Source organism: Mycobacterium sp., assembly GCF_049608025.1.
Lineage (GTDB): Bacteria > Actinomycetota > Actinomycetes > Mycobacteriales > Mycobacteriaceae > Mycobacterium.
This window is the reverse complement of record NZ_JBMYXC010000007.1, coordinates 16,815-36,055: the sequence shown is the minus strand read 5'-3', so window position 1 is coordinate 36,055 and position 19,241 is coordinate 16,815. Positions and strand designations below refer to the sequence as shown.

General features: G+C 65.3%; 20 protein-coding genes. 14 read left to right on the top strand and 6 right to left on the bottom strand.

The annotated features are described in order from the left end of the window. The first annotated feature begins 2 nt into the window (after positions 1-2). The 3 genes from ACPGXI_RS04135 (at position 3) to ACPGXI_RS04125 (ending at position 3,100) form a co-directional block, all read left to right on the top strand. A complete protein-coding gene (locus ACPGXI_RS04135; RefSeq protein ID WP_526650092.1) occupies positions 3-1,409 on the top strand; it encodes a cystathionine beta-synthase in 1,407 nt (468 codons plus the stop codon). A gap of 160 nt (positions 1,410-1,569) precedes the next feature. After that, positions 1,570-2,235, top strand: a complete 666-nt coding sequence (locus ACPGXI_RS04130) for an Rv1078 family RDD domain-containing protein (RefSeq protein WP_526650090.1) — start codon at positions 1,570-1,572, stop codon at positions 2,233-2,235. 40 nt (positions 2,236-2,275) lie between these two features. Then, positions 2,276-3,100, top strand: a complete 825-nt coding sequence (locus ACPGXI_RS04125) for an Rv1078 family RDD domain-containing protein (RefSeq protein WP_526650088.1) — start codon at positions 2,276-2,278, stop codon at positions 3,098-3,100. 21 nt (positions 3,101-3,121) lie between these two features. Here ACPGXI_RS04125 and ACPGXI_RS04120 read toward each other — a convergent pair whose 3' ends face one another. Beyond that, entirely contained in the window at positions 3,122-4,312 is a 1,191-nt protein-coding gene (locus ACPGXI_RS04120; RefSeq protein ID WP_526650086.1) for an acyl-CoA dehydrogenase family protein, read from the bottom strand. A gap of 32 nt (positions 4,313-4,344) precedes the next feature. On the opposite strand from ACPGXI_RS04120, the gene ACPGXI_RS04115 reads away from it, so the two are divergent. Then, positions 4,345-5,583: a cystathionine gamma-synthase gene (locus ACPGXI_RS04115; RefSeq protein ID WP_526650084.1), complete on the top strand. Its 1,239-nt coding sequence runs from the start codon at positions 4,345-4,347 to the stop codon at positions 5,581-5,583. Here the strand turns inward: ACPGXI_RS04115 and ACPGXI_RS04110 are convergent. From ACPGXI_RS04110 to ACPGXI_RS04100, 3 genes are all read right to left on the bottom strand, one after another. Then, complete coding sequence (locus ACPGXI_RS04110; RefSeq protein ID WP_526650082.1) at positions 5,580-6,251, bottom strand: GPP34 family phosphoprotein; 672 nt, start codon at positions 6,249-6,251, stop codon at positions 5,580-5,582. The two genes, ACPGXI_RS04115 and ACPGXI_RS04110, sit on opposite strands and share 4 nt — an antisense overlap. 66 nt (positions 6,252-6,317) lie before the next feature. After that, positions 6,318-6,812, bottom strand: coding sequence for a transcription elongation factor GreA (greA, locus tag ACPGXI_RS04105; protein WP_526650080.1), 495 nt, complete (start codon positions 6,810-6,812; stop codon positions 6,318-6,320). A gap of 223 nt (positions 6,813-7,035) precedes the next feature. Continuing rightward, positions 7,036-7,458 carry a DUF4307 domain-containing protein gene (locus ACPGXI_RS04100; RefSeq protein ID WP_526650078.1) on the bottom strand — a complete coding sequence of 141 codons (423 nt, stop codon included), beginning with the start codon at positions 7,456-7,458 and terminating at the stop codon, positions 7,036-7,038. Positions 7,459-7,587: 129 nt separating this feature from the next. Here ACPGXI_RS04100 and mca point away from each other — a divergent pair, with 129 nt between their 5' ends. From mca to ACPGXI_RS04085, 3 genes are all read left to right on the top strand, one after another. Next, entirely contained in the window at positions 7,588-8,460 is an 873-nt protein-coding gene (gene mca / locus ACPGXI_RS04095) for a mycothiol conjugate amidase Mca (protein WP_526650222.1), read from the top strand. Positions 8,461-8,489: 29 nt separating this feature from the next. Further along, positions 8,490-8,720, top strand: coding sequence for a hypothetical protein (locus tag ACPGXI_RS04090; protein ID WP_526650220.1), 231 nt, complete (start codon positions 8,490-8,492; stop codon positions 8,718-8,720). Between the two features lie 65 nt (positions 8,721-8,785). Further along, on the top strand, positions 8,786-9,160 hold the full coding sequence (locus ACPGXI_RS04085) for a nuclear transport factor 2 family protein (protein WP_526650076.1): 375 nt from the start codon (positions 8,786-8,788) through the stop codon (positions 9,158-9,160). A gap of 52 nt (positions 9,161-9,212) precedes the next feature. Here the strand turns inward: ACPGXI_RS04085 and trhA are convergent, their stop codons facing one another. Then, complete coding sequence (gene trhA, locus ACPGXI_RS04080) at positions 9,213-9,959, bottom strand: PAQR family membrane homeostasis protein TrhA (protein WP_526650074.1); 747 nt, start codon at positions 9,957-9,959, stop codon at positions 9,213-9,215. A gap of 55 nt (positions 9,960-10,014) precedes the next feature. Here trhA and ACPGXI_RS04075 point away from each other — a divergent pair, with 55 nt between their 5' ends. The 3 genes from ACPGXI_RS04075 (at position 10,015) to ACPGXI_RS04065 (ending at position 12,904) form a co-directional block, all read left to right on the top strand. Then, positions 10,015-10,812, top strand: coding sequence for a (2Z,6E)-farnesyl diphosphate synthase (locus tag ACPGXI_RS04075; protein WP_526650072.1), 798 nt, complete (start codon positions 10,015-10,017; stop codon positions 10,810-10,812). A gap of 12 nt (positions 10,813-10,824) precedes the next feature. Then, entirely contained in the window at positions 10,825-12,174 is a 1,350-nt protein-coding gene (locus tag ACPGXI_RS04070) for a hypothetical protein (protein WP_526650070.1), read from the top strand. A 316-nt stretch (positions 12,175-12,490) separates the two neighbouring features. Next, a complete protein-coding gene (locus ACPGXI_RS04065) occupies positions 12,491-12,904 on the top strand; it encodes a hypothetical protein (RefSeq protein WP_526650218.1) in 414 nt (137 codons plus the stop codon). Positions 12,905-12,925: 21 nt separating this feature from the next. Here ACPGXI_RS04065 and coaA read toward each other — a convergent pair whose 3' ends face one another. Beyond that, positions 12,926-13,864: a type I pantothenate kinase gene (gene coaA, locus ACPGXI_RS04060; RefSeq protein ID WP_526650068.1), complete on the bottom strand. Its 939-nt coding sequence runs from the start codon at positions 13,862-13,864 to the stop codon at positions 12,926-12,928. Positions 13,865-13,895: 31 nt separating this feature from the next. Here coaA and ACPGXI_RS04055 point away from each other — a divergent pair, with 31 nt between their 5' ends. The 4 genes from ACPGXI_RS04055 to phoH2 all read left to right on the top strand — a co-directional run bounded on the left by ACPGXI_RS04055 (position 13,896) and on the right by phoH2 (position 19,214). Beyond that, positions 13,896-15,122, top strand: a complete 1,227-nt coding sequence (locus tag ACPGXI_RS04055; RefSeq protein ID WP_526650066.1) for a DUF885 domain-containing protein — start codon at positions 13,896-13,898, stop codon at positions 15,120-15,122. A 150-nt stretch (positions 15,123-15,272) separates the two neighbouring features. Next, entirely contained in the window at positions 15,273-16,757 is a 1,485-nt protein-coding gene (locus tag ACPGXI_RS04050) for a glycine hydroxymethyltransferase (RefSeq protein ID WP_526650064.1), read from the top strand. Positions 16,758-16,832: 75 nt separating this feature from the next. Then, positions 16,833-17,660: an acyl-ACP desaturase gene (locus tag ACPGXI_RS04045; RefSeq protein ID WP_526650062.1), complete on the top strand. Its 828-nt coding sequence runs from the start codon at positions 16,833-16,835 to the stop codon at positions 17,658-17,660. 252 nt (positions 17,661-17,912) lie between these two features. Further along, positions 17,913-19,214, top strand: coding sequence for an RNA 5'-3' helicase PhoH2 (gene phoH2, locus ACPGXI_RS04040; RefSeq protein WP_526650216.1), 1,302 nt, complete (start codon positions 17,913-17,915; stop codon positions 19,212-19,214). The last annotated feature ends 27 nt before the right edge of the window (positions 19,215-19,241 follow it).

Below are 19,241 nucleotides of genomic sequence, written 5' to 3'. Positions count from 1 at the left end.
GCATGCGGATCGCCCGGCACGTCAGTGAGCTCATCGGCAATACCCCTCTGGTACAGCTGAACTCAGTGGTGCCAGCGGGGTCGGGCACCGTTGCGGCCAAGATCGAGTACCTCAACCCCGGTGGCAGCGCCAAAGACCGCATAGCCATCAAGATGATCGATGCAGCCGAGGCCAGCGGTGCGCTGCGGCCCGGTGGCACCATCATCGAACCGACGTCGGGCAATACCGGCGTAGGGCTTGCGCTGGTCGCCCAGCAGCGCGGATACAAGTGCATCTTCGTTTGCCCCGACAAAGTCAGCGAGGACAAGCAGAACGTCTTGCGCGCCTACGGCGCTGATGTCGTTGTGTGCCCGACCGCTGTGGCCCCCGAAGATCCCGACAGCTACTACAGCGTGTCCAACCGGCTCGTGCACGAGATCGACGGCGCGTGGAAGCCCGACCAGTATTCCAATCCCATGGGCCCGGCCAGCCACTACGAGACGACTGGCCCCGAGATATGGGCCGATACCGACGGCAAAGTCACCCACTTCGTCGCCGGCGTGGGCACCGGCGGCACCATCACCGGCACCGGCCGTTATCTCAAAGAGGTATCTCGGCAGCGTCCCGAAGGCCCGGTTCGGATCATCGGGGTGGATCCCGAGGGCTCTGTGTACTCCGGCGGCACCGGGCGTCCCTACCTGGTCGAAGGGGTTGGGGAGGACTTCTGGCCGTCGGCCTACGACGCAACGGTCCCCGATGAGATCATCGCGGTCTCAGATGCCGATTCCTTTGAGATGACCAGGCGGTTGGCCCGCGAGGAAGCGTTGCTTGTAGGTGGATCGTGCGGGATGGCCGCGGTCGCGGCCATCAATGTTGCTGAGCGCGCGGGCCCGGACGCTCTCGTCGTGGTCCTGCTGCCTGACGGCGGCCGTGGTTACCTCTCGAAGGTGTTCAACGATCATTGGATGTCCTCGTACGGCTTCCTGCGCACTCGATTGGACGGCTCGGTCGAGGAGTCGACAGTGGGCGACGTGCTGCGTGGCAAATCCGGTGCGCTGCCTGCTCTAGTCCACACGCATCCATCGGAGACGGTGCGCGACGCCATCGGGATTCTGCGCGAGTACGGCGTTTCGCAGATGCCAGTCGTCGGCGCCGAGCCGCCGGTGATGGCGGGCGAGGTGGCGGGCAGCGTGTCAGAACGCGAGCTCTTGTCAGCGGTGTTCGAGGGGCGCGCGAAGCTTGCCGACGCCGTCGCCCAGCACATGAGCGCGGCTTTACCGTTGCTCGGTGCCGGCGAGTTGGTGAGCACCGCCGCCAAGTCCCTCCGGGAAGGCGACGCGGTGATGGTGGTCGATGATGGCAAGCCCGTCGGCGTACTCACCCGTCATGATTTGCTGGGGTTCTTGTCGGACGGTACGGCCCACCGGTGAACATTCCGGACGGAATTTTCAGCAGATTCTTGACGGAACTGGCGCACGCGGACCTCGGTCGATCGAGATCGACGGCGTGCGCGAGACGGCTTTTTTCAGGTTTTTCTCAGGTAGGGTAAGCACGCTCGTGCGCAGTTGAATACAGCATTGGAAGGCGTCCATGACCGATCAACCGCCACCCCCGGGGAATTACCCGCCTCCGCCGCCCCCCGGCGGTTATCCGCCTCCGCCACCTCCGGGTGGAGGCTTCCCACCCCCGCCGCAGCAGGGTGGTTTCCCCCCACAGCAAGGCGGTTTCGCGCAACAGCAAGGTGGCTTCGCGCAACAGATGGGCATGCCGGGCCCGGGTTTGCCGAAGGAGTCGTACACGCCCTGGACCACCCGGGTACTCGCCTGGGTGCTCGACTTCATTCCCGCTCTCATCATCCAGGGGATCGCCTGGGCCATTCTCGTGGGCACGCAGGAGACCGTCTGCATCACCGACACCTCCGAGTACAGCCTCGGTGAGTTCTGTGCTTCCGGTGCCTCCACGTTCGGCCAGCTGTCGATCATCTTCGCCATCATTGTGATCCTCGCCTATGCCGTCTGGAACTTCGGTTACCGGCAGGGCACCACGGGTTCCAGCATCGGCAAGTCGATCATGAAGTTCAAAGTCGTCAGTGAGAAGACCTGGCAGCCGATTGGCTTCGGGATGTCGATCGTGCGGCAGCTGGCCCACATCATCGACGGTGCGATCTGCTACATCGGCTACCTTTTTCCGCTGTGGGACGCCAAGCGCCAGACGATCGCCGACAAAATCATGAACACCGTCTGCTTACCGTTGTGAGTAGAGACGATGCCGTAGGTAAAACGATTAGGGAGAATCGATGACAGACAATCCGCCACCCCCAGGGGGGTACCCGCCGCCGCAGGGTGGGCAGCCACCGCAGGGTGGGCAGCCACCGCAGGGTGGGCAGCCACCGCAAGGTGGGCAGCCGCCGCAAGGTGGGCAGCCACCGCAAGGTGGGCAGCCACCGCAGGGTGGGCAGCCGCCCCCTCCGCCGCAGGGTTATCCGCCACCGCCGTGGGGCTATCCGTCGCCACCGCAGGGTAATTACCCGCCGCCACCGCAGGGTAATTACCCGCCGCCCGGTGGCTTTCCCCCGCCGCAGCAGCCCCCGGGGTACGCTCCGCCGAGCCCGACGCTGCCCAAAGAGTCCTACACACCGTGGCTCACCCGCGTGGCCGCTTGGTTCATCGACGCGATTCCGATCTTCGTCGTCATGGGTATCGCGCAGGGCATCGCGATCCTCACCGGCGAGAACGATTGCGTCACCTACGGCAGCGGTGTCGCATGCACGTCGAGCTACTCGTTGGTCGGGTCGCTGGTGGCGTTGCTGGGTTCGGCGCTGACACTGGCCTATGTCGTATGGAACTACGGCTACCGGCAGGGCACCACGGGCTCGAGCATCGGCAAGTCGGTGATGAAGTTCAAGGTGGTCAGCGAGAAGACTTGGCAGCCCATTGGTTTCGGGCTGTCGATCGTACGCCAGCTCGCCCACATCGTGGACGCCATCATCTGCTACATCGGCTACCTGTTCCCGCTGTGGGATGCCAAGCGGCAGACACTGGCCGACAAGATCATGACCACGGTGTGTGTACCGCTCAACCCGCAGCCACCACCGACCGGCCCTGGATCGGCGCAGTACTGAACAACGCAGTACTGAAGAGGCTCATCGGAAGGCGCTGACGCCGGTCAGCGCTTCTCCGATGACCAATTGGTGTACCTCGGACGTGCCCTCATAGGTGAGCACTGATTCCAGGTTATTGGCGTGCCTCAGCACCGGATACTCCAGCGTGATTCCGTTGGCTCCCAGCAATGTCCGGCACTCGCGCGCGATCTTGATGGCCTCGCGAACATTGTTGAGCTTGCCGACGCTGACCTGCTCGGACCGGATGTGCCCATCGTCCTTGAGGCGTCCGAGATGAATTGCCAGCAGCTGCGCTTTGACCAGCTCGACGGCCATATCGGCGATCTTGGCCTGCGTCAGCTGGTATCCCGCCAGCGGCCGATCGAATACTTGGCGGGTCCCGACATAGTCCAGTGTGGTTTCCAGGCAATCCCGGGCAGCTCCTACCGCGCCGAAGACGATGCCGAACCGCGCTTCGGACAAACAGCTCAGCGGACCCGACAATCCCTGAGCGCCTGGCAATCTGGCGTCTTCTGGCAGTCGCACATCGTCGAGACTGAACTCGGAGGTGACCGATGCCCGCAGCGACATCTTGTGCGTCATCTCCCTGGCGCTGAAACCCGGAGTCGACGTCGGAACAGCGAAGCCGACGATGTGGTTGTGCTCCTCGCCCTGCGCACGTGCCCACACGATGGCGACGTCGGCTATTGACGCGTTGGTGATCCACATCTTCGAGCCATTGAGGATCCAGTCCGAGCCGTCGCGGCGTGCCGTCGTGCGCATGCCGCCGGGATTGGAACCGAAGTCCGGCTCGGTCAGACCGAAGCACCCGATCAACTCGCCCGCCGCCATGCCGGGCAGCCACTGCCGGCGCTGCTCTTCACTACCCCAGCGGTGCAGGGCGAACATCGCCAGCGAACCTTGTACGGAAACCAGGCTGCGCAGGCCGCTGTCCACCGCCTCGAGTTCCTGACACACCAGCCCGTAGGCAGTCGCTGTCGACCCACCACAGCCATAACCGGTCAGATGCATGCCGAGCAGCCCGAGCTTGCCGATCTCGACGGCGAGGTCGCGGACCGGAACGTGACCCGTGTCGAACCACTCGGCGATATGCGGGCGTAGGCGCTGCTCGCCGAACTTGCGGACCATCGAGCGCACGTCGAGTTCTTCGGGACTCAGTAGCGAGTCCAAGTCGAGCAGACTGTCGATCATTGCGGGGCCGGAGGTGGACATGCTCCAGTTCTACACCGTTACGCTGGTCGATCATGAGTGACCAGCGCAGCACCCCGGCGGGCGGAAGCGAAGACGTCTCGGGGGCGGGAACCGCAGACGACCACCAGGCCTATGGTCTTTCCACCCGGGCCATTCACGCCGGTTATCGACCTGACCCGGCGACGGGCGTGGTCAATGCGCCGATCTATGCCAGCTCGACGTTCGCACAGGACGGCGTCGGCGGTTTGCGCGGCGGATTCGAATACGCGCGCACCGGCAACCCGACCCGGGCTGCGCTCGAAGCCTCCCTGGCGGCTGTGGAAATGGCCCGTTACGCGCGGGCGTTCAGCTCCGGCATGGCCGCCACCGACTGCGCGTTGCGCGCGCTGCTGCGGCCGGGCGACCATGTCGTCATCCCCGACGACGCCTACGGGGGCACATTCCGGCTCATCGACAAGGTCTTCACGCTGTGGGGGATCAGCTACACGGCAGTGGCATTGACTGACCTGGATGCCGTGCGCGCGTCGATCACCGACCGCACGAAACTGATCTGGGTCGAGACACCCACCAACCCGCTGCTATCCGTCGCCGATATCGGTGCGATCCGCGCACTCGCAGCGGAGGCGCCTGGGCCGAAGACGAGGCTCTTGGTCGACAACACGTTCGCCTCACCGGCTCTGCAACAACCGCTGGCGCTGGGCGCCGACGTCGTGTTGCACTCGACGACCAAATACATCGGCGGGCATTCCGATGTCGTCGGTGGTGCCCTCCTGGCCAACGACGAGGCGCTCGACGAAGCCTTTGCTTTCCTCCAAAACGGGGCGGGTGCCGTGCCGGGCCCGTTCGATGCCTACCTGACCATGCGCGGCATCAAGACCCTGCCGTTGCGGATGCAGAAGCACAGCGAAAACGCTGCGGTGATCGCCGAATTTCTCGAGGGGCACCAGGCGATCGACACGGTGTTGTACCCCGGGCTCTCGACTCACCCCAACCACCAGGTTGCCGCCCGCCAGATGAGTGCGTTCGGCGGGATGGTGTCGGTGCGGCTCCGCGGCGGGCCTCAGGCTGCGCGGGACTTCTGTGCCCGTACCGATATTTTCATCCTCGCTGAATCATTGGGCGGCGTCGAGTCGCTCATCGAGTACCCCGGCGCCATGACGCACGCTTCTACCGCGGGTTCCCAACTCGAGGTGCCCGACGATCTGGTCCGGCTGTCGGTTGGTATCGAGGACGTCGCCGACTTGCTCGGCGACATCGAGCAGGCGCTGAGTTCGCCGCGCCGCACCAGTTAGACGAGTTCTGCCAGCGCCTGACGAACCGCAGCTGCGGTCACGGCGAGGTTCATCTCGGGCAGTGCCCACGGCGACTCGTTGACCCAATTGCCGCTGGCGATCTCACCGGCGCGGGCGTGCACCCAGCGCCAGCCCCGGTCGTTGAGGCTCAGCAGTGCGCCCAGCCCGTCCACGGCGTGCAGCACGGTGACTATGGCCGCCGTCGACGGTCCGGGCGGAGTGCGGTCGAACAGCGTGGAGAGTAGCGCGGCGCGCGCCGGCCCGACCCGCTGCCGATTCGTCAGCGGAAACGCGTAGGTCCGGGTGAAGCGCTTCGACGGCAGGGCGTTTCGATGAATCTGTCCGGTCTGCTCCAAGTGATCCACCAGGCGGGCCTGGGTCTTCTTGCCTATTTTCTTGATCGCGGCAACCGGGCTCAGCGGCGCTGCTCGGAGCAATCCCAACGCCGGGTCGGTGACGGGATCTCCCGCGCCGGCGCCATCCAGTGCCACCAGCCGGCCTGTCCGGACTGATTCGCCCTCCACCGCGGGGCGGATGCGGCAGCCATGGGCAAGGTCGAGCAGGACCGCGGCCGCGAGCACGTGGTCGCGACGCTTGCTGTCCAGCCCAGGCTGTGCCGACGCATTGTCGACCAGGAGCAAGAACAAGTCCTCGGCGATCTGCGTCACGGGCTGGACAGTAGCGCGAGCGCCGAATGCGCCGCCACGCGCGCATGACTCAGCACTGCGCACTGATCAGGAGTGGTAGGGCTCCGCGCTGAGCAGCTTGACCACGACGGTGCTGCCGTTGGGGATCGTGTATGTGCGGACGTCGCCGACCTTGGCGTCCAGCAGCGCGCCGCCCAGCGGCGAGTTCGGCGAGTAGACCTCGAGCTTGCCGTCGCTGATGCCCTCCTGCCGGGTGCCGATCAGGAAGGTCTCGGTCTCTTCGGCGCTGTCGCCGTACTGGACCTTGACCACCGAGCCCGGCAGCGCCACCCCGGACTGTTTGGGGGGCTCGCCCACCTTGGCGTTGTTCAGGAGTTCCTGCAGCTGGCGGATGCGTGCCTCTTGCTGGCCCTGCTCCTCGCGAGCGGCGTGGTAGCCGCCGTTCTCGCGCAGGTCACCTTCTTCTCGGCGGTCGTTGATCTCGGCGGCGATGACGGGCCGATGGGCGATCAGGTGCTCGAGCTCAGCCTTCAGCCGGTCGGAGGCCTCCTCGGTCAACCAGGTGACCTGGGTGTCGGTCATGTCGTCGCGCTCCTGTCGTCGTTGCTCCCGCGCATCTCGCGTAAGAAAATCTGACACGGTGCCGGCGGCTGTCGCTCGTGTATTGCCGCGGGCGCTCGGTCCGGCGCACCCAAATGCAGCAATACACGGCCCCAGCAGGAACCGTGTACCAATCGATGATAGCACCGGGCGTACACCCGATTTTCGCGATTTCGCTGTTGTCCGTTTGTTGTGCCCTGGTCGGCTATGTGCCCGACAGGTAGGACGGCACGTCGCTGCCGCAGCCGTAGATATCGCCGACGACCGCTGGTCTGCTCGTCTTCACGATGGCCACCACCTGCACTGTCTTCTGTGCCGAGGGCGGCACCAGCACCTCTCGTCGCCCGGTCTCGGCGCCATCGTAGGACCGGGCTCGGACGATGCACACCGCTGGTTGAGACGGGTCGTCGCGGGTGACGCTGGCCGTCACTTCGACGGTCCCCTCATCGAGGATTCGATAGGCGCCCAACTCTCCTCTGACATTGCCTGCGCCGAACCGGACGAATGCGACGGCAGCGATCGCCACGCCCGCCACCAACACCAGCGCGGTCAAACCGATGGCGATCCGGCGCCGCGCACGCCGGGTCAGTCGCTGCCGTCCGTAGCGGGCGGCGGGACGCTCGATCATCTCGTTTTGCATGCCCGTCGGTCGGATGGGTGTACTAGGACTGGAACTATAGGGCCAGTCGGTGTGGTTTGGCCCTCAGTGTGTAACAGCGTGAGTGTTCAAGCCGGCGAGAAGCTAAGAGGGAATAGGTTGAACGAACTGCGGTTGATGGCCGTGCACGCCCACCCGGACGATGAGTCCAGCAAGGGTGCCGCGACCATGGCGCGATACGTAGACGAGGGCGCGCGCGTCATGGTGGTGACACTCACCGGTGGGGAGCGCGGCGACATCCTCAACCCGGCGATGGACCTACCTGAGGTTCACGGTCGGATGGCCGACATTCGCCGCGACGAGATGGCCCGGGCTGCGGAGATCCTCGGCGTCGAACACCACTGGCTGGGGTTCGTCGACTCCGGACTGCCCGAAGGGGACCCGCTGCCCCCGCTGCCGGAGGGCTGCTTCGCGCTGGAGCCTTTGGAGAGGTCCACCGCAGCTCTCGTGCGGGTGATTCGAGAATTCAAACCGCACGTGATCACCACCTACGACGAGAATGGCGGCTACCCGCACCCCGATCACATCCGCTGTCACCAAGTGTCGGTGGCGGCCTACGAGGCGGCGGCCGACCACCGCCTCTATGCCGACGCCGGTGAACCGTGGGGCGCGCACAAGCTCTACTACAACCACGGGTTTTTGCGACAGCGGATGCAGGTGCTGCAGGACGAGTTCGCCAAGCACGGCAAGGAGGGGCCGTTCGCCAGGTGGCTCGAGAAGTGGGATCCGAACGAGGATTTCCTCGCCAATCGGGTGACTACTCAGATCGAGTGTTCGAAGTACTTCGTGCAGCGTGACGATGCTCTGCTCGCCCACGCCACCCAGATCGACCCGAAGAGTTTCTTCTTCACTGCGCCCATGGAGTGGCAGCAGCGACTATGGCCGACAGAAGAGTTCGAGTTAGCCCGGTCTAGGGTGCCGGTACGGCTGCCTGAGACCGACTTATTCGCCGGAATCGAGGGACGCGAGTGAACATTGCGACGCTATTCAGCCTGGAGCTGATGGCCGGGGTGCTGGCCCAGGACGAGCCAAGGCAGACCGGGCCCGACTTCGGAAAAGCCAGTCCGTTCGGGCTCATCGTTGTGCTGTTGCTGCTGATGGGTGTATTTGGCCTGGTGTGGTCGATGAACCGGCACCTGCGCCGCTTACCCGAGTCCTTTGACACCGAGGGCCCGGAGGGTCCCGACACTACCGAGCCACCTGCCGACGGAACGGCGCGCGGGCCGAGCTGAGCCGCTAGTTGCCTGGGCGAGCAGTCCTTGACCTGGGCCAGCGTGCTCGGTGTAGCCTCGCGGCCATGCCGAGTGCCGAGCACATGACCCAGACCGTCAACCGCTACCTCGAGCTGATCGGCGACGGCCGCGCTGACGACGTGGTCGCGCTCTACGCCGACGACGCCACCGTCGAGGATCCGGTCGGCAGCGAGGTGCACATCGGTCGGCGTGCGATCCGCGGGTTCTACGCCAACATCGAGGCGCTCAAGGGCCGCGGCGAGATCCTCACCCTGCGGGCGCTCGGGCACGAGGCCGCGTTCTTCTGGCGGCTGGTCCTCGACCTCGGTGAGGGCGGCAAGACGAGCATCGAGATCATCAGCATCATGTCCTTCGACCAGGAGGGCAAAATTTCGGCGATGAAGGCGTACTGGGGCCCCGAGAACGTCACCCAGCTCTAGCGGATTGGGTGCAGTTGGTCACCGTGCGCGTGACGAACTACGCCGAAATCGCTCAGAAAACGGCGAACCACATCGCAATGTAGTGGCAGATGGCCGCGACGGCCGTGCATGCGTGGAAGAACTCGTGGTGGCCGAACGTCGTCGGCCACGGATTCGGCCACTTCAGCGCGTAAAGCACCCCGCCGATGCTGTACAGCGCTCCGCCGACGAGCAGCAACACCACCGCCGCCACGCCCGCACCGTCCATGATCGGACCGATGAACCAGGCCGCCACCCAGCCCAGCAGGATGTACAGGGGCACCCCCAGCCATCTTGGCGCCGACGGCCACAACATCTTCAGGGCCACGCCGGCCAACGCTCCGCCCCACACCAGCCAAAGCAGAGTCATGCCGCTGCGCTCCGGCAGTGCCAAGACGGCGAACGGCGTGTAACTGCCCGCGATGAACAGGAAGATCATCGAGTGATCGGCCCGCTTCATCCATTTGCGCGCGGCCTCCGACTTCCAGGTCACCCGGTGGTACGTGCCGCTCACGGCGAACATCGCGACGATGGTCAGCGTGTAGATCAGCGTGGCGATCCCGGCGCGGGTCGATTCCACTGACCACGACACCGCCACCAGAGCGGCCCCGGCGACAACTGCCACGGCTGCTGAATACACATGGATCCACCCCCGCGCGCGCGGCTTGCCCAGGAACTGGGCGACGCCCTCGGCGACGGCTTCGGGAAAGTCTTCCGGCTCGTGCGGCGAGCCCGGGCGGTCAGAGCCCCCAGTATCGACGGGATCAAAGGACGTGGCCATGTCACCTCCGCTGACTTGCATGGAGTTTCCTCGCGCCACAGTAGTCTTGACCCTCGTGGACCTCATTCCGCGACGCCTCAAAGAGCCGATGTACCGGCTCTATGAGATGCGTCTGCGGCATGGATTGTCGCCCACGCGATCGGAGTTGCCCCGCCATATCGCGGTGCTGTGCGACGGCAATCGGCGTTGGGCCCGCGAGCTCGGGCATGACGACGTCAGCTACGGCTACCGTGTCGGAGCTCACAAGATCGCCGAGATGCTGCGCTGGTGCCAGGAAGCCGGCATCGAGATGGCCACGGTGTACTTGCTTTCCACCGAGAACCTGCAGCGCGATTCCGACGAGGTTGCAGCGCTCATCGAGATCATCACCGAGGTCGTCGAGGAGATATGCGCGCCGGCCAATCAGTGGAGCGTGCGCACCGTCGGCGACCTGGAACTCCTCGGCGAGAAGCCGGCGCGCCGGCTGCGCGACGCCGTTCGGTCGACCGGGGCCGCGAAGGGAGCGGCGTCCTTTCATGTCAACGTCGCGGTCGGATACGGGGGCCGTCAGGAGATCGTCGACGCGGTCCGTGGGCTGCTCAGCAAGGAGCTGGCCAACGGCGTCACCGGCGACAAATTGATCGAGGCGGTCACCGCCGAGGCGATCTCGGAGAATCTGTACACCTCCGGGCAGCCCGACCCCGATCTGGTGATTCGAACTTCGGGCGAGCAACGGCTGTCGGGCTTCCTGCTGTGGCAGTCCGCGTACTCGGAGATGTGGTTCACCGAGGCGTACTGGCCCGAGTTCCGCCGTGTCGACTTCTTGCGGGCCTTACGCGACTTCAGCGCCAGGCACCGACGCTACGGACTGTAGGGACTTCAGTTCGTGGTCGCCCTCTCAGCCCTGGTCTTCGCGCTGAGCTGGTGGCTGGGGCTGTACCTGTTAGCCCGCGACCCCCGCAAGCCCGTGCTGGTGCTGGCGTCGATCGGGCTGACCAGTTTCGCGGTCGTGGTGGCCTTGGACGCGGTTCGTTTGGTCAGCGCATCCGGGCTGTTGAGCGAGATCGAGATCTACCTCGTCGCTGTGCCGGGCATTGCCTGGTTCGCGGTGCTGCTGGAATTGTCGACACCGCGCGACACCTGGCGCAGCCGTGCCGGTGAGGTCGCTTTGGTGGCAGGTGTGGCGATGGTCGCGATCGCCGGTGCCGCGATGGCCGGCGATGTGGAAGGTCCACTGCGGCTGGGCCACCTGGTGATGTTCGCCGCAGTGTCGGTTTCGTCGCTGGGCGCGATGATCCACGCGGTGATCCGGCGCTCACAACCGGGGCCGGTGGTCGGTTTCATCGTCGTCGCGACATTGTTCTTCGCGCTCGGCAACGCCATCCTGATCATTCCCCTGGGGCTGATGCCCAGCGGGCTGGCCTTGGCGTCCACCGGGTTCGACGTCGCGCTGCTCGGTGTCGCGGTCGCCATCGGGGATGCCTTCGACGAAGGCCATGCGCTGCGTAAGGACATGTTGCGCTCGTTTGCCGGGACGATGGTCGTGGCCGCCCTGTTCGGCGGCCAGTTGCTGATCGGTCTGGCCGTCACGGGTCAGAATCCCACGATGACCGTCCTATTGTTCACCAGCCTCGCGATTGCCATCGCTGTGAACGTGCTGGCCGACCCGTTGGCCGGCCTGCTCGACCGGCTGGCCTTTTCTCGTTCGCCGGGCTTGCGGGCCGACCGCGCCGTGCTGCGCAGCACCGAGGCGGCGCTGCCGCTGCGGTCCGGCCACCCGTTGGCCGCCATGGACCAGGAGACTTTCGCGCGGGTCACCCGCCGCGCGCTCGGGCACTACGGCGATCTGTCCAAGCTCGTCGCCAGCCCCCTGACGGCATTGCCGGACATCGACGAGCGACTGGGCCGCCGTGGCGCACCCGACCAGCCGCTGGAACGGGCCAATGAGCTGCGGGCGCTGCTGGCCGAGAGGATCGACGGCCTCAAGCCTCGCGACGGCGGTCCCTTCGGTACCACCGAGCAGTGGCGCCACTACAACTCGCTGTACTTCCCGTATGTCGTCGGTGTGCGCGCCTACGCGCAGAATGCCACGGCGGCGGGACTGGATCCCGTCGCCCGGCAAGCCTGGCAGTGGTTTGTCACCGAGGTGCCGCAGCGGTCGCTGCACAACTGGCAGAACGTGGCCGCAGGCGTCATCGCCACAGACCTTCGCAGCAGCCTCGTCCAGGTTCGATAACGCCGAACTTTCGTTCCAGCGGGTCCGCACTCGGCCCCTTGCCGCCGGAATGTGATTTCGCCGAAAACGCTCTGACCTGCCGATGGCAGTGCTTGGCAGCGTCCTGTGTCGATCTGGCAGTGCGTTCTGCCGAACATTGTCGACATGGCCGCCGATCACTCGCGCGGCTGTCGGGAGGGTCGTGGACCGCCAGTCGGCGTCACTCCCGAATGACTGGTCCGGAGTCGCCGTCGTAAGAGGTTGCGGCGTCGACTCCGGCACCGGTCGCCCCAGAAGTTCCATCAATGGAAGTGCCATGAACGGGAAGGGAATCACCATGACCACCACCATCTCCTCACGACTGAGCGAGTCGACGGACTCGCTGTTGCGTTTCGCCATGCGTGCCGACGGTGTCCTCAGCGGGTTGGCCGGGATCGGCACGCTGATCTTCGCCCATCGCTTGGCCGAGCTCTCGGGCACCAGCCCGGGCGTCGAGTACACGATTGGCGCGTCATTCGTCGCCTTCAGCGTCGTTGTGCTGGTCTTGGCGGCACGACCGTCCATCCGGATGTCGGGTCTGGTGCTGGCCATCGGCAATCTGCTCTTCAGCGTCGCCACCGTCGTCGTGGTGCTCGCCGGCGTGTGGCCGCTGACCACAGCCGGTGTGGTTCTGGTCCTGGGCACCGGCGCGTACACGCTGGTGATGGCCGAGCTTCAGTACCAGGGCGTCCGCCGCATCACGAAGGCCTAGGCAGTTTCTGGAGCTTGCGGTCTAGAGCTTGCGCAGCCGCAGCCGGTTGATGGAGTGGTCGGCGTCCTTACGCAACACCAGGGTGGCCCGCGGCCTGGTCGGCAGGATGTTGTTGATCAGGTTCGGCAGGTTGATCGAATGCCAGATGTCACGGGCAGCGGACATGGCCTGATCGTCGGGCAGCGTGGAGTAGTGATGGAAATGCGAGGCCGGATCGGCGAAGGCGCCGGCCCGCATTGAGAGGAACCGGGAGACGTACCACTGCTCGATGTCCTCGATGCGCGCGTCCACGTACACCGAGAAATCGAACAGGTCCGACACCATCAGCGCCGGGCCGGTCTGCAACACGTTGAGGCCCTCGAGAATGAGAATGTCGGGGTGTTTGATGACCTGCTTGTCGCCGCGCACGATGTCGTAGATCAAGTGTGAGTACACCGGCGCGCACGCTGCGTCGGCACCAGACTTCACCGCAGTGACGAAGCGCATCAACCCCCTGCGATCGTAGCTCTCAGGAAAGCCCTTACGGTGCATCAGGTTTCGCCGATCCAACTCGGCGTTGGGATACAGGAAGCCATCGGTGGTGACGAGATCGACTCGAGGGTGGTGTCCCCAGCGCGCCAGCAGCGCCTGGAGCACGCGGGCTGTGGTTGACTTGCCGACCGCGACGCTGCCCGCGACGCCGATGACGAATGGCACCGGCCGGTCGGGGTTCTGTTGTGGCTCGCCGAGGAACTCCGCCGTCGTCGCGAACAAGCGCTGGCGGGCGGCCACCTGCAGATGGAGCAATCGGGCCAGCGGGAGATAGACCTCTTCGACTTCCAGCAAGTCGACTTTTTCACCGATACCGCGCAGCCTGACCAACTCGTCCTCGGTCAGCTTCAGCGGCGTCGACATTCGAAGTGCGCGCCATTGACTTCGGTCGAACTCCACGTAGGGGCTGGGTTCGCTCAGCCGCGCCATGGGCCCAGTCTTGCAGTTAGCGTAGGAACGCATGGACCCCGGTATGGAAACGGCAGCTTCTGCGGCCTCGGCCACCTTCGTCCGGGAGTACCTGTTGCTCGGACTGCGCTTCGACCGAGTTGAGCAGGGCTACGTCGACTCGTTCACCGGAGACCCCGCTTTGAAGCGACTTGTCCAATCGGAGCCGCGACCCGACCCCGCCGATCTGGCCCGCCAGGCCGAGCGGCTGTTGGGTGAATTGCCGGCCGGACTGGACAGCGCGCGCGCGGCCTTCACCGGGGCGCACCTGCGAGCGTTGGCCTGCGCCGGCCGCAAGTTCGCCGGCGAGGAAGTCGGGTTCGTCGACGAGGTGCATTCCTACTTTGACGTGCGGATCGCTAAAGGGGATCCCGACCGCTACCGGGAAGCCCACACCAGGCTGGACACCGCTCTCGGTGGTTCTGGCACGCTTGGCGAACGGATGCAGGCCTATCGCGCCTCGGAGGAGATTCCGCCCGCCCGCCTCGAGGAATGTATCCACGCATTCTCCAGCGCGCTGCGAGACCGCGTCCGCGCGACTTTTCCATTACCGGCCAGCGAGACCATCGACTACGAGGTCGTCACCGACAAGCCATGGTCGGGTTTCAACTACTACCTCGGTGACTACCGGTCCACAGTCGCCGTCAACGGGGACCTCAAACAGCAGATGTCGCATCTGCCGCGGTTGGTGGCTCACGAGTCCTATCCGGGCCACCACACTGAACACTGCCGCAAAGAAGCCGGCCTCGTGGCGGGCAGGGGACAGGCCGAGCAAACGATCTTCCTGGTCAACACGCCGCAATGCCTTATGGCCGAGGGGTTGGCTGATCTGGCGCTTTATGCCGCTGTAGGCCCGAACTGGGGTAGTTGGGCGGCCGAGATCTACGCCGACCTGGGCCTGCGTTTCGACGGCGAGCGGGCCCAGATGGTCTCGGAGGCGACGGCCGCCCTGGCCGACGTCCGTCAGGATGCCGCGCTGATGCTGCATGACGAACACCGCGACGTCGAGGAGGTCGTCGACTTCCTGAAGCGGTGGCTGCTGATCAACGACGACCGTGGTCGTCAGACGCTGCGCTTTCTGTCCTCGCCGCTGTGGCGCGCGTATACCAGCACCTATGTCGAGGGCTACCGCCTGCTGCGTGGCTGGCTGGACGCGCGACCGGTGGGGGTGAGTCTGACCGAGCGCTTCGGCACCTTGCTCGACGAACCGCTGATCCCGTCGTCGTTGCGGGCCGCTTGAGGTGTGCTCGCGCGCCGGCCGGGAGCGTGCGGTTTTATTCGCAACGCCCCGCCGCTTGCGCATGAGACCGCACAGTCGAGGTGGCTTCTGCTCGCCCGGATGCCCGGACTAGGTCGGCCGCCCGATCGTGGCCCGACTACTCTCGACCCCATGACTGCAGATTCCGTGACCCGATCGTCGCCGGGTGCCGAGTATGCCGACACCGCGGGGGAGGCCTACCGCGCCGCGCTGCAGGTGATCGAGACCGTCGAGCCTCGAATCGCCGCCGCCACCCGCAAAGAGCTTGCTGATCAACGGGATTCGCTCAAGTTGATCGCCAGCGAGAACTACGCTTCGCCCGCGGTGCTGCTCACTATGGGCACCTGGTTCTCTGACAAGTATGCCGAGGGCACCATTGGGCACCGGTTCTACGCGGCCTGCCAGAACGTCGACACCGTTGAGGCATTGGCCGCCGAACATGCTCGTGAACTCTTCGGCGCCCCGTACGCCTATGTGCAGCCGCATTCCGGTATCGATGCGAACTTGGTCGCCTACTGGGCGATCCTGGCCACTCGCATAGAAGGCCCGGGACTGGCGGCCCTGAATGCCAAACACGTCAACGATCTGTCCGAGACCGACTGGGAAACGCTGCGCTCCAAGCTCGGGAACCAGCGACTGCTGGGTATGTCGCTGGACAGCGGCGGCCACCTCACCCACGGTTTCCGGCCCAACATCTCCGGCAAGATGTTCCACCAGCGCCAGTACGGCACCGATCCCGAAACCGGGCTGTTGGATTACGATGCCGTCGCCGCCGCGGCACGCGAGTTCAAGCCGTTGGTGCTGGTGGCGGGCTATTCGGCCTATCCGCGGCGGGTGAACTTCGCGAAGATGCGTGAGATCGCCGACGAGGTGGGGGCCACCTTGATGGTCGACATGGCGCACTTCGCCGGCCTCGTCGCGGGCAAGGTGTTCGTCGGTGACGAGGATCCGGTGCCGCACGCGCACGTCACGACCACCACCACCCACAAGTCGCTGCGAGGGCCGCGCGGTGGGTTGATCATGGCCACCGAGGAGTTCGCTCCCGCCGTCGACAAGGGCTGCCCGATGGTGCTCGGCGGCCCGCTTTCGCATGTGATGGCCGCCAAGGCCGTCGCGCTGGCTGAGGCCCGACAACCGGCTTTCCGCGAATACGCCCAACGCATCGCCGACAATGCCAAGTCGCTCGCCGAGGGCTTTCTCAAGCGAGGAGCCCACCTGGTCACCGGCGGCACCGACAACCACGTCGTGCTGTTGGACGTGACGTCATTCGGGCTCACCGGACGGCAGGCTGAGTCGGCCCTGCTGGACTCTGGGATCGTCACCAATCGCAACTCGATCCCCTCCGACCCCAACGGGGCCTGGTACACCAGCGGCATCCGTTTCGGCACCCCGGCGCTGACGACCCGCGGCTTCGGCGGCGACGACTTCGACCGCGTCGCCGAACTCGTGGTCGACGTGCTCACCAACACCGAGGCGGCAGCCGCCAGCGGGCCGTCCGGGGCTGCTCGGGTTTCAAAGGCCAAGTACACCGTGGCTGACGGCACGGCAGAGCGGGCACATGCGGCCTCGGCTGAACTCCTGGCTGCCAATCCGCTGTATCCGGGCCTGACGCTGTAGGACTGTGGACGCGCGTCCGCGACATTCCGGGCACTTGATTTCCAAGAACGTGTGTATGCGGGTTACAGTTACTTTATGGCACAGAGACCTGTCGCTAATGCGCTGACTGTCGAACTCGAGCCGGTCGTCCTGCAGGAGCTGCGGCGGCATCTCGACTCCGAGGAGTTGTGGTACGCCCACGACTACGTTCCCTTCGAGCAGGGTGAGAATTTCGCGTTCCTTGGTGGGCGCGATTGGGACTCGTCGGAGGCGACGCTGCCCAAGCACATCACCGACGCCGTCGAGATTCTGCTGATCACCAAGGACAACCTCGCCGGCTACCATCGCGAGCTCGTTGAGCACTTCATCCTCGAGGGCAAGTGGGGCCGCTGGCTGGGCCGCTGGACGGCCGAGGAGCATCTCCATGCCATCGCTCTGCGCAACTATCTGGTTGTCACCCGTGAAGTCGATCCCACCGCCAACGAGGACGTCCGCGTCGAGCATGTGGTGCAGGGCTACCGCGCCAACACCTACAGCCAGCTGGAAACCCTGGCGTTCATGGCGTTCTTCGAGCGCGCCCACGCCGTGTTCTGCAGCAATCTGCAGGCGCAGACCGAAGAGCCGGTCCTCAAGGGACTGATCGGCCGGATCGCCAAGGACGAGGAGCGTCACGAGGAGTTCTTTGCCAACCTCATCGGTTACTGCCTGACCCACTCACGGGATGAGACGATCGAGGCGATCGCGCGCCGGGCAGGCGAGCTCGACGTCGTGGGTGCGGATATCGTCGCCTATCGCGACAAGGTGGCCAAGGTGGCCGAGTCGGGCATATTCGATCAGGATCAGCTGCGCCGCGTCATCTCCGACCGCATCACGGCCTGGGGGTTGGCCGACGAGCCCCGGCTGCAGCAGTTCATCAGCTCGTAACCCGCACGCCTCCCTGGTACGGCGCGCCTGTCGGGCGCGACGACCGCAGCCGGGGTAGCGTCGATTTCGATGGCTAGCGACATGCTCTGCTATCCGGGCGGTCCCGATCTTGTCGATCACGAAGGACCGGCCCCGGTCCTAGAGGCCGCTGTGCGTCCACCGAGACGTTTGTGTGGGGCCGCATGAACTTCGCCTCGCTTCGAGGAGCGCACCGTGAATGAATCGCAGGGCTGGCAGAGCCAGACATCGGGCCTGATTCGGACCTACGTGCTCGACACCTCCGTGCTGCTGTCAGATCCCTGGGCATGCACAAGGTTCGCCGAACACGAAGTTGTGGTTCCGTTGGTCGTCATCAGTGAATTGGAAGCCAAGCGGCATCATCATGAGCTTGGCTGGTTCGCTCGGCAGGCACTACGGATGTTCGATGATCTCCGGCTCGAACATCATCGGCTGGACCAGCCGATTCCCGTTGGCGATCATGGCGGCACCCTGCATGTCGAGCTCAATCACAGCGACCCCTCGGTGCTGCCGGCCGGCTTCCGGACCGACAGCAACGATTCGCGAATTCTGACCTGCGCGGCCAATCTCGCCGCCGAAGGTAAGCGAGTCACGTTGGTGAGTAAGGACATTCCGCTGCGGGTCAAGGCCGGCGCCGTCGGTTTGGGGGCCGACGAGTACCACGCGCAGGACGTCATCACGTCCGGGTGGACCGGAATGGCCGAGCTTGAGGTCTCCAGCGAGGATGTCGACGGCCTGTTCGCCGAGGGTGAGGTCGACCTTGAAGCTTCCCGCGACCTGCCGTGCCACACCGGAATCCGATTGCTAGGAAGCAACTCTCACGCGCTGGGAAGGGTGAACGCCGACAAGCGCGTGCAACTTGTGCGCGGTGACCGCGAGGTGTTCGGTCTGCGCGGCCGTTCCGCCGAACAGCGGGTGGCGCTGGATCTACTGCTGGACGAATCCGTCGGCATCGTGTCACTCGGCGGAAAGGCAGGCACCGGGAAGTCCGCGCTGGCGCTGTGTGCGGGACTGGAAGCCGTGCTGGAGCGGCGCACCCAGCGCAAGGTGGTCGTGTTCCGTCCGCTGTATGCGGTCGGCGGTCAGGAACTGGGCTACCTTCCGGGCAGCGAGAACGAGAAAATGGGGCCATGGGCCCAGGCCGTCTTCGATACGCTCGAGGGCCTCGCCAGCCCCGCAGTGCTCGAGGAGGTCCTGGCGCGGGGCATGCTCGAGGTGCTGCCGCTGACCCACATCCGTGGGCGGTCACTGCACGACTCGTTCGTGATCGTTGACGAGGCGCAGTCATTGGAGCGCAACGTGCTACTCACCGTGCTATCGCGGTTGGGTACGGGCTCCAGGGTCGTGCTGACCCACGACGTGGCGCAACGGGACAATCTGCGTGTCGGCCGTCATGACGGCGTCGCGGCGGTGATCGAGAAACTGAAGGGTCACCCGCTGTTCGCGCACATCACCTTGCTGCGCAGCGAGCGCTCGCCGATCGCGGCGCTGGTCACCGAGATGCTCGAGGAGATCAGCCCAAGCGCCCTGCCCTGAACTTGCGATTTGGGCGTGTTTGTCGTC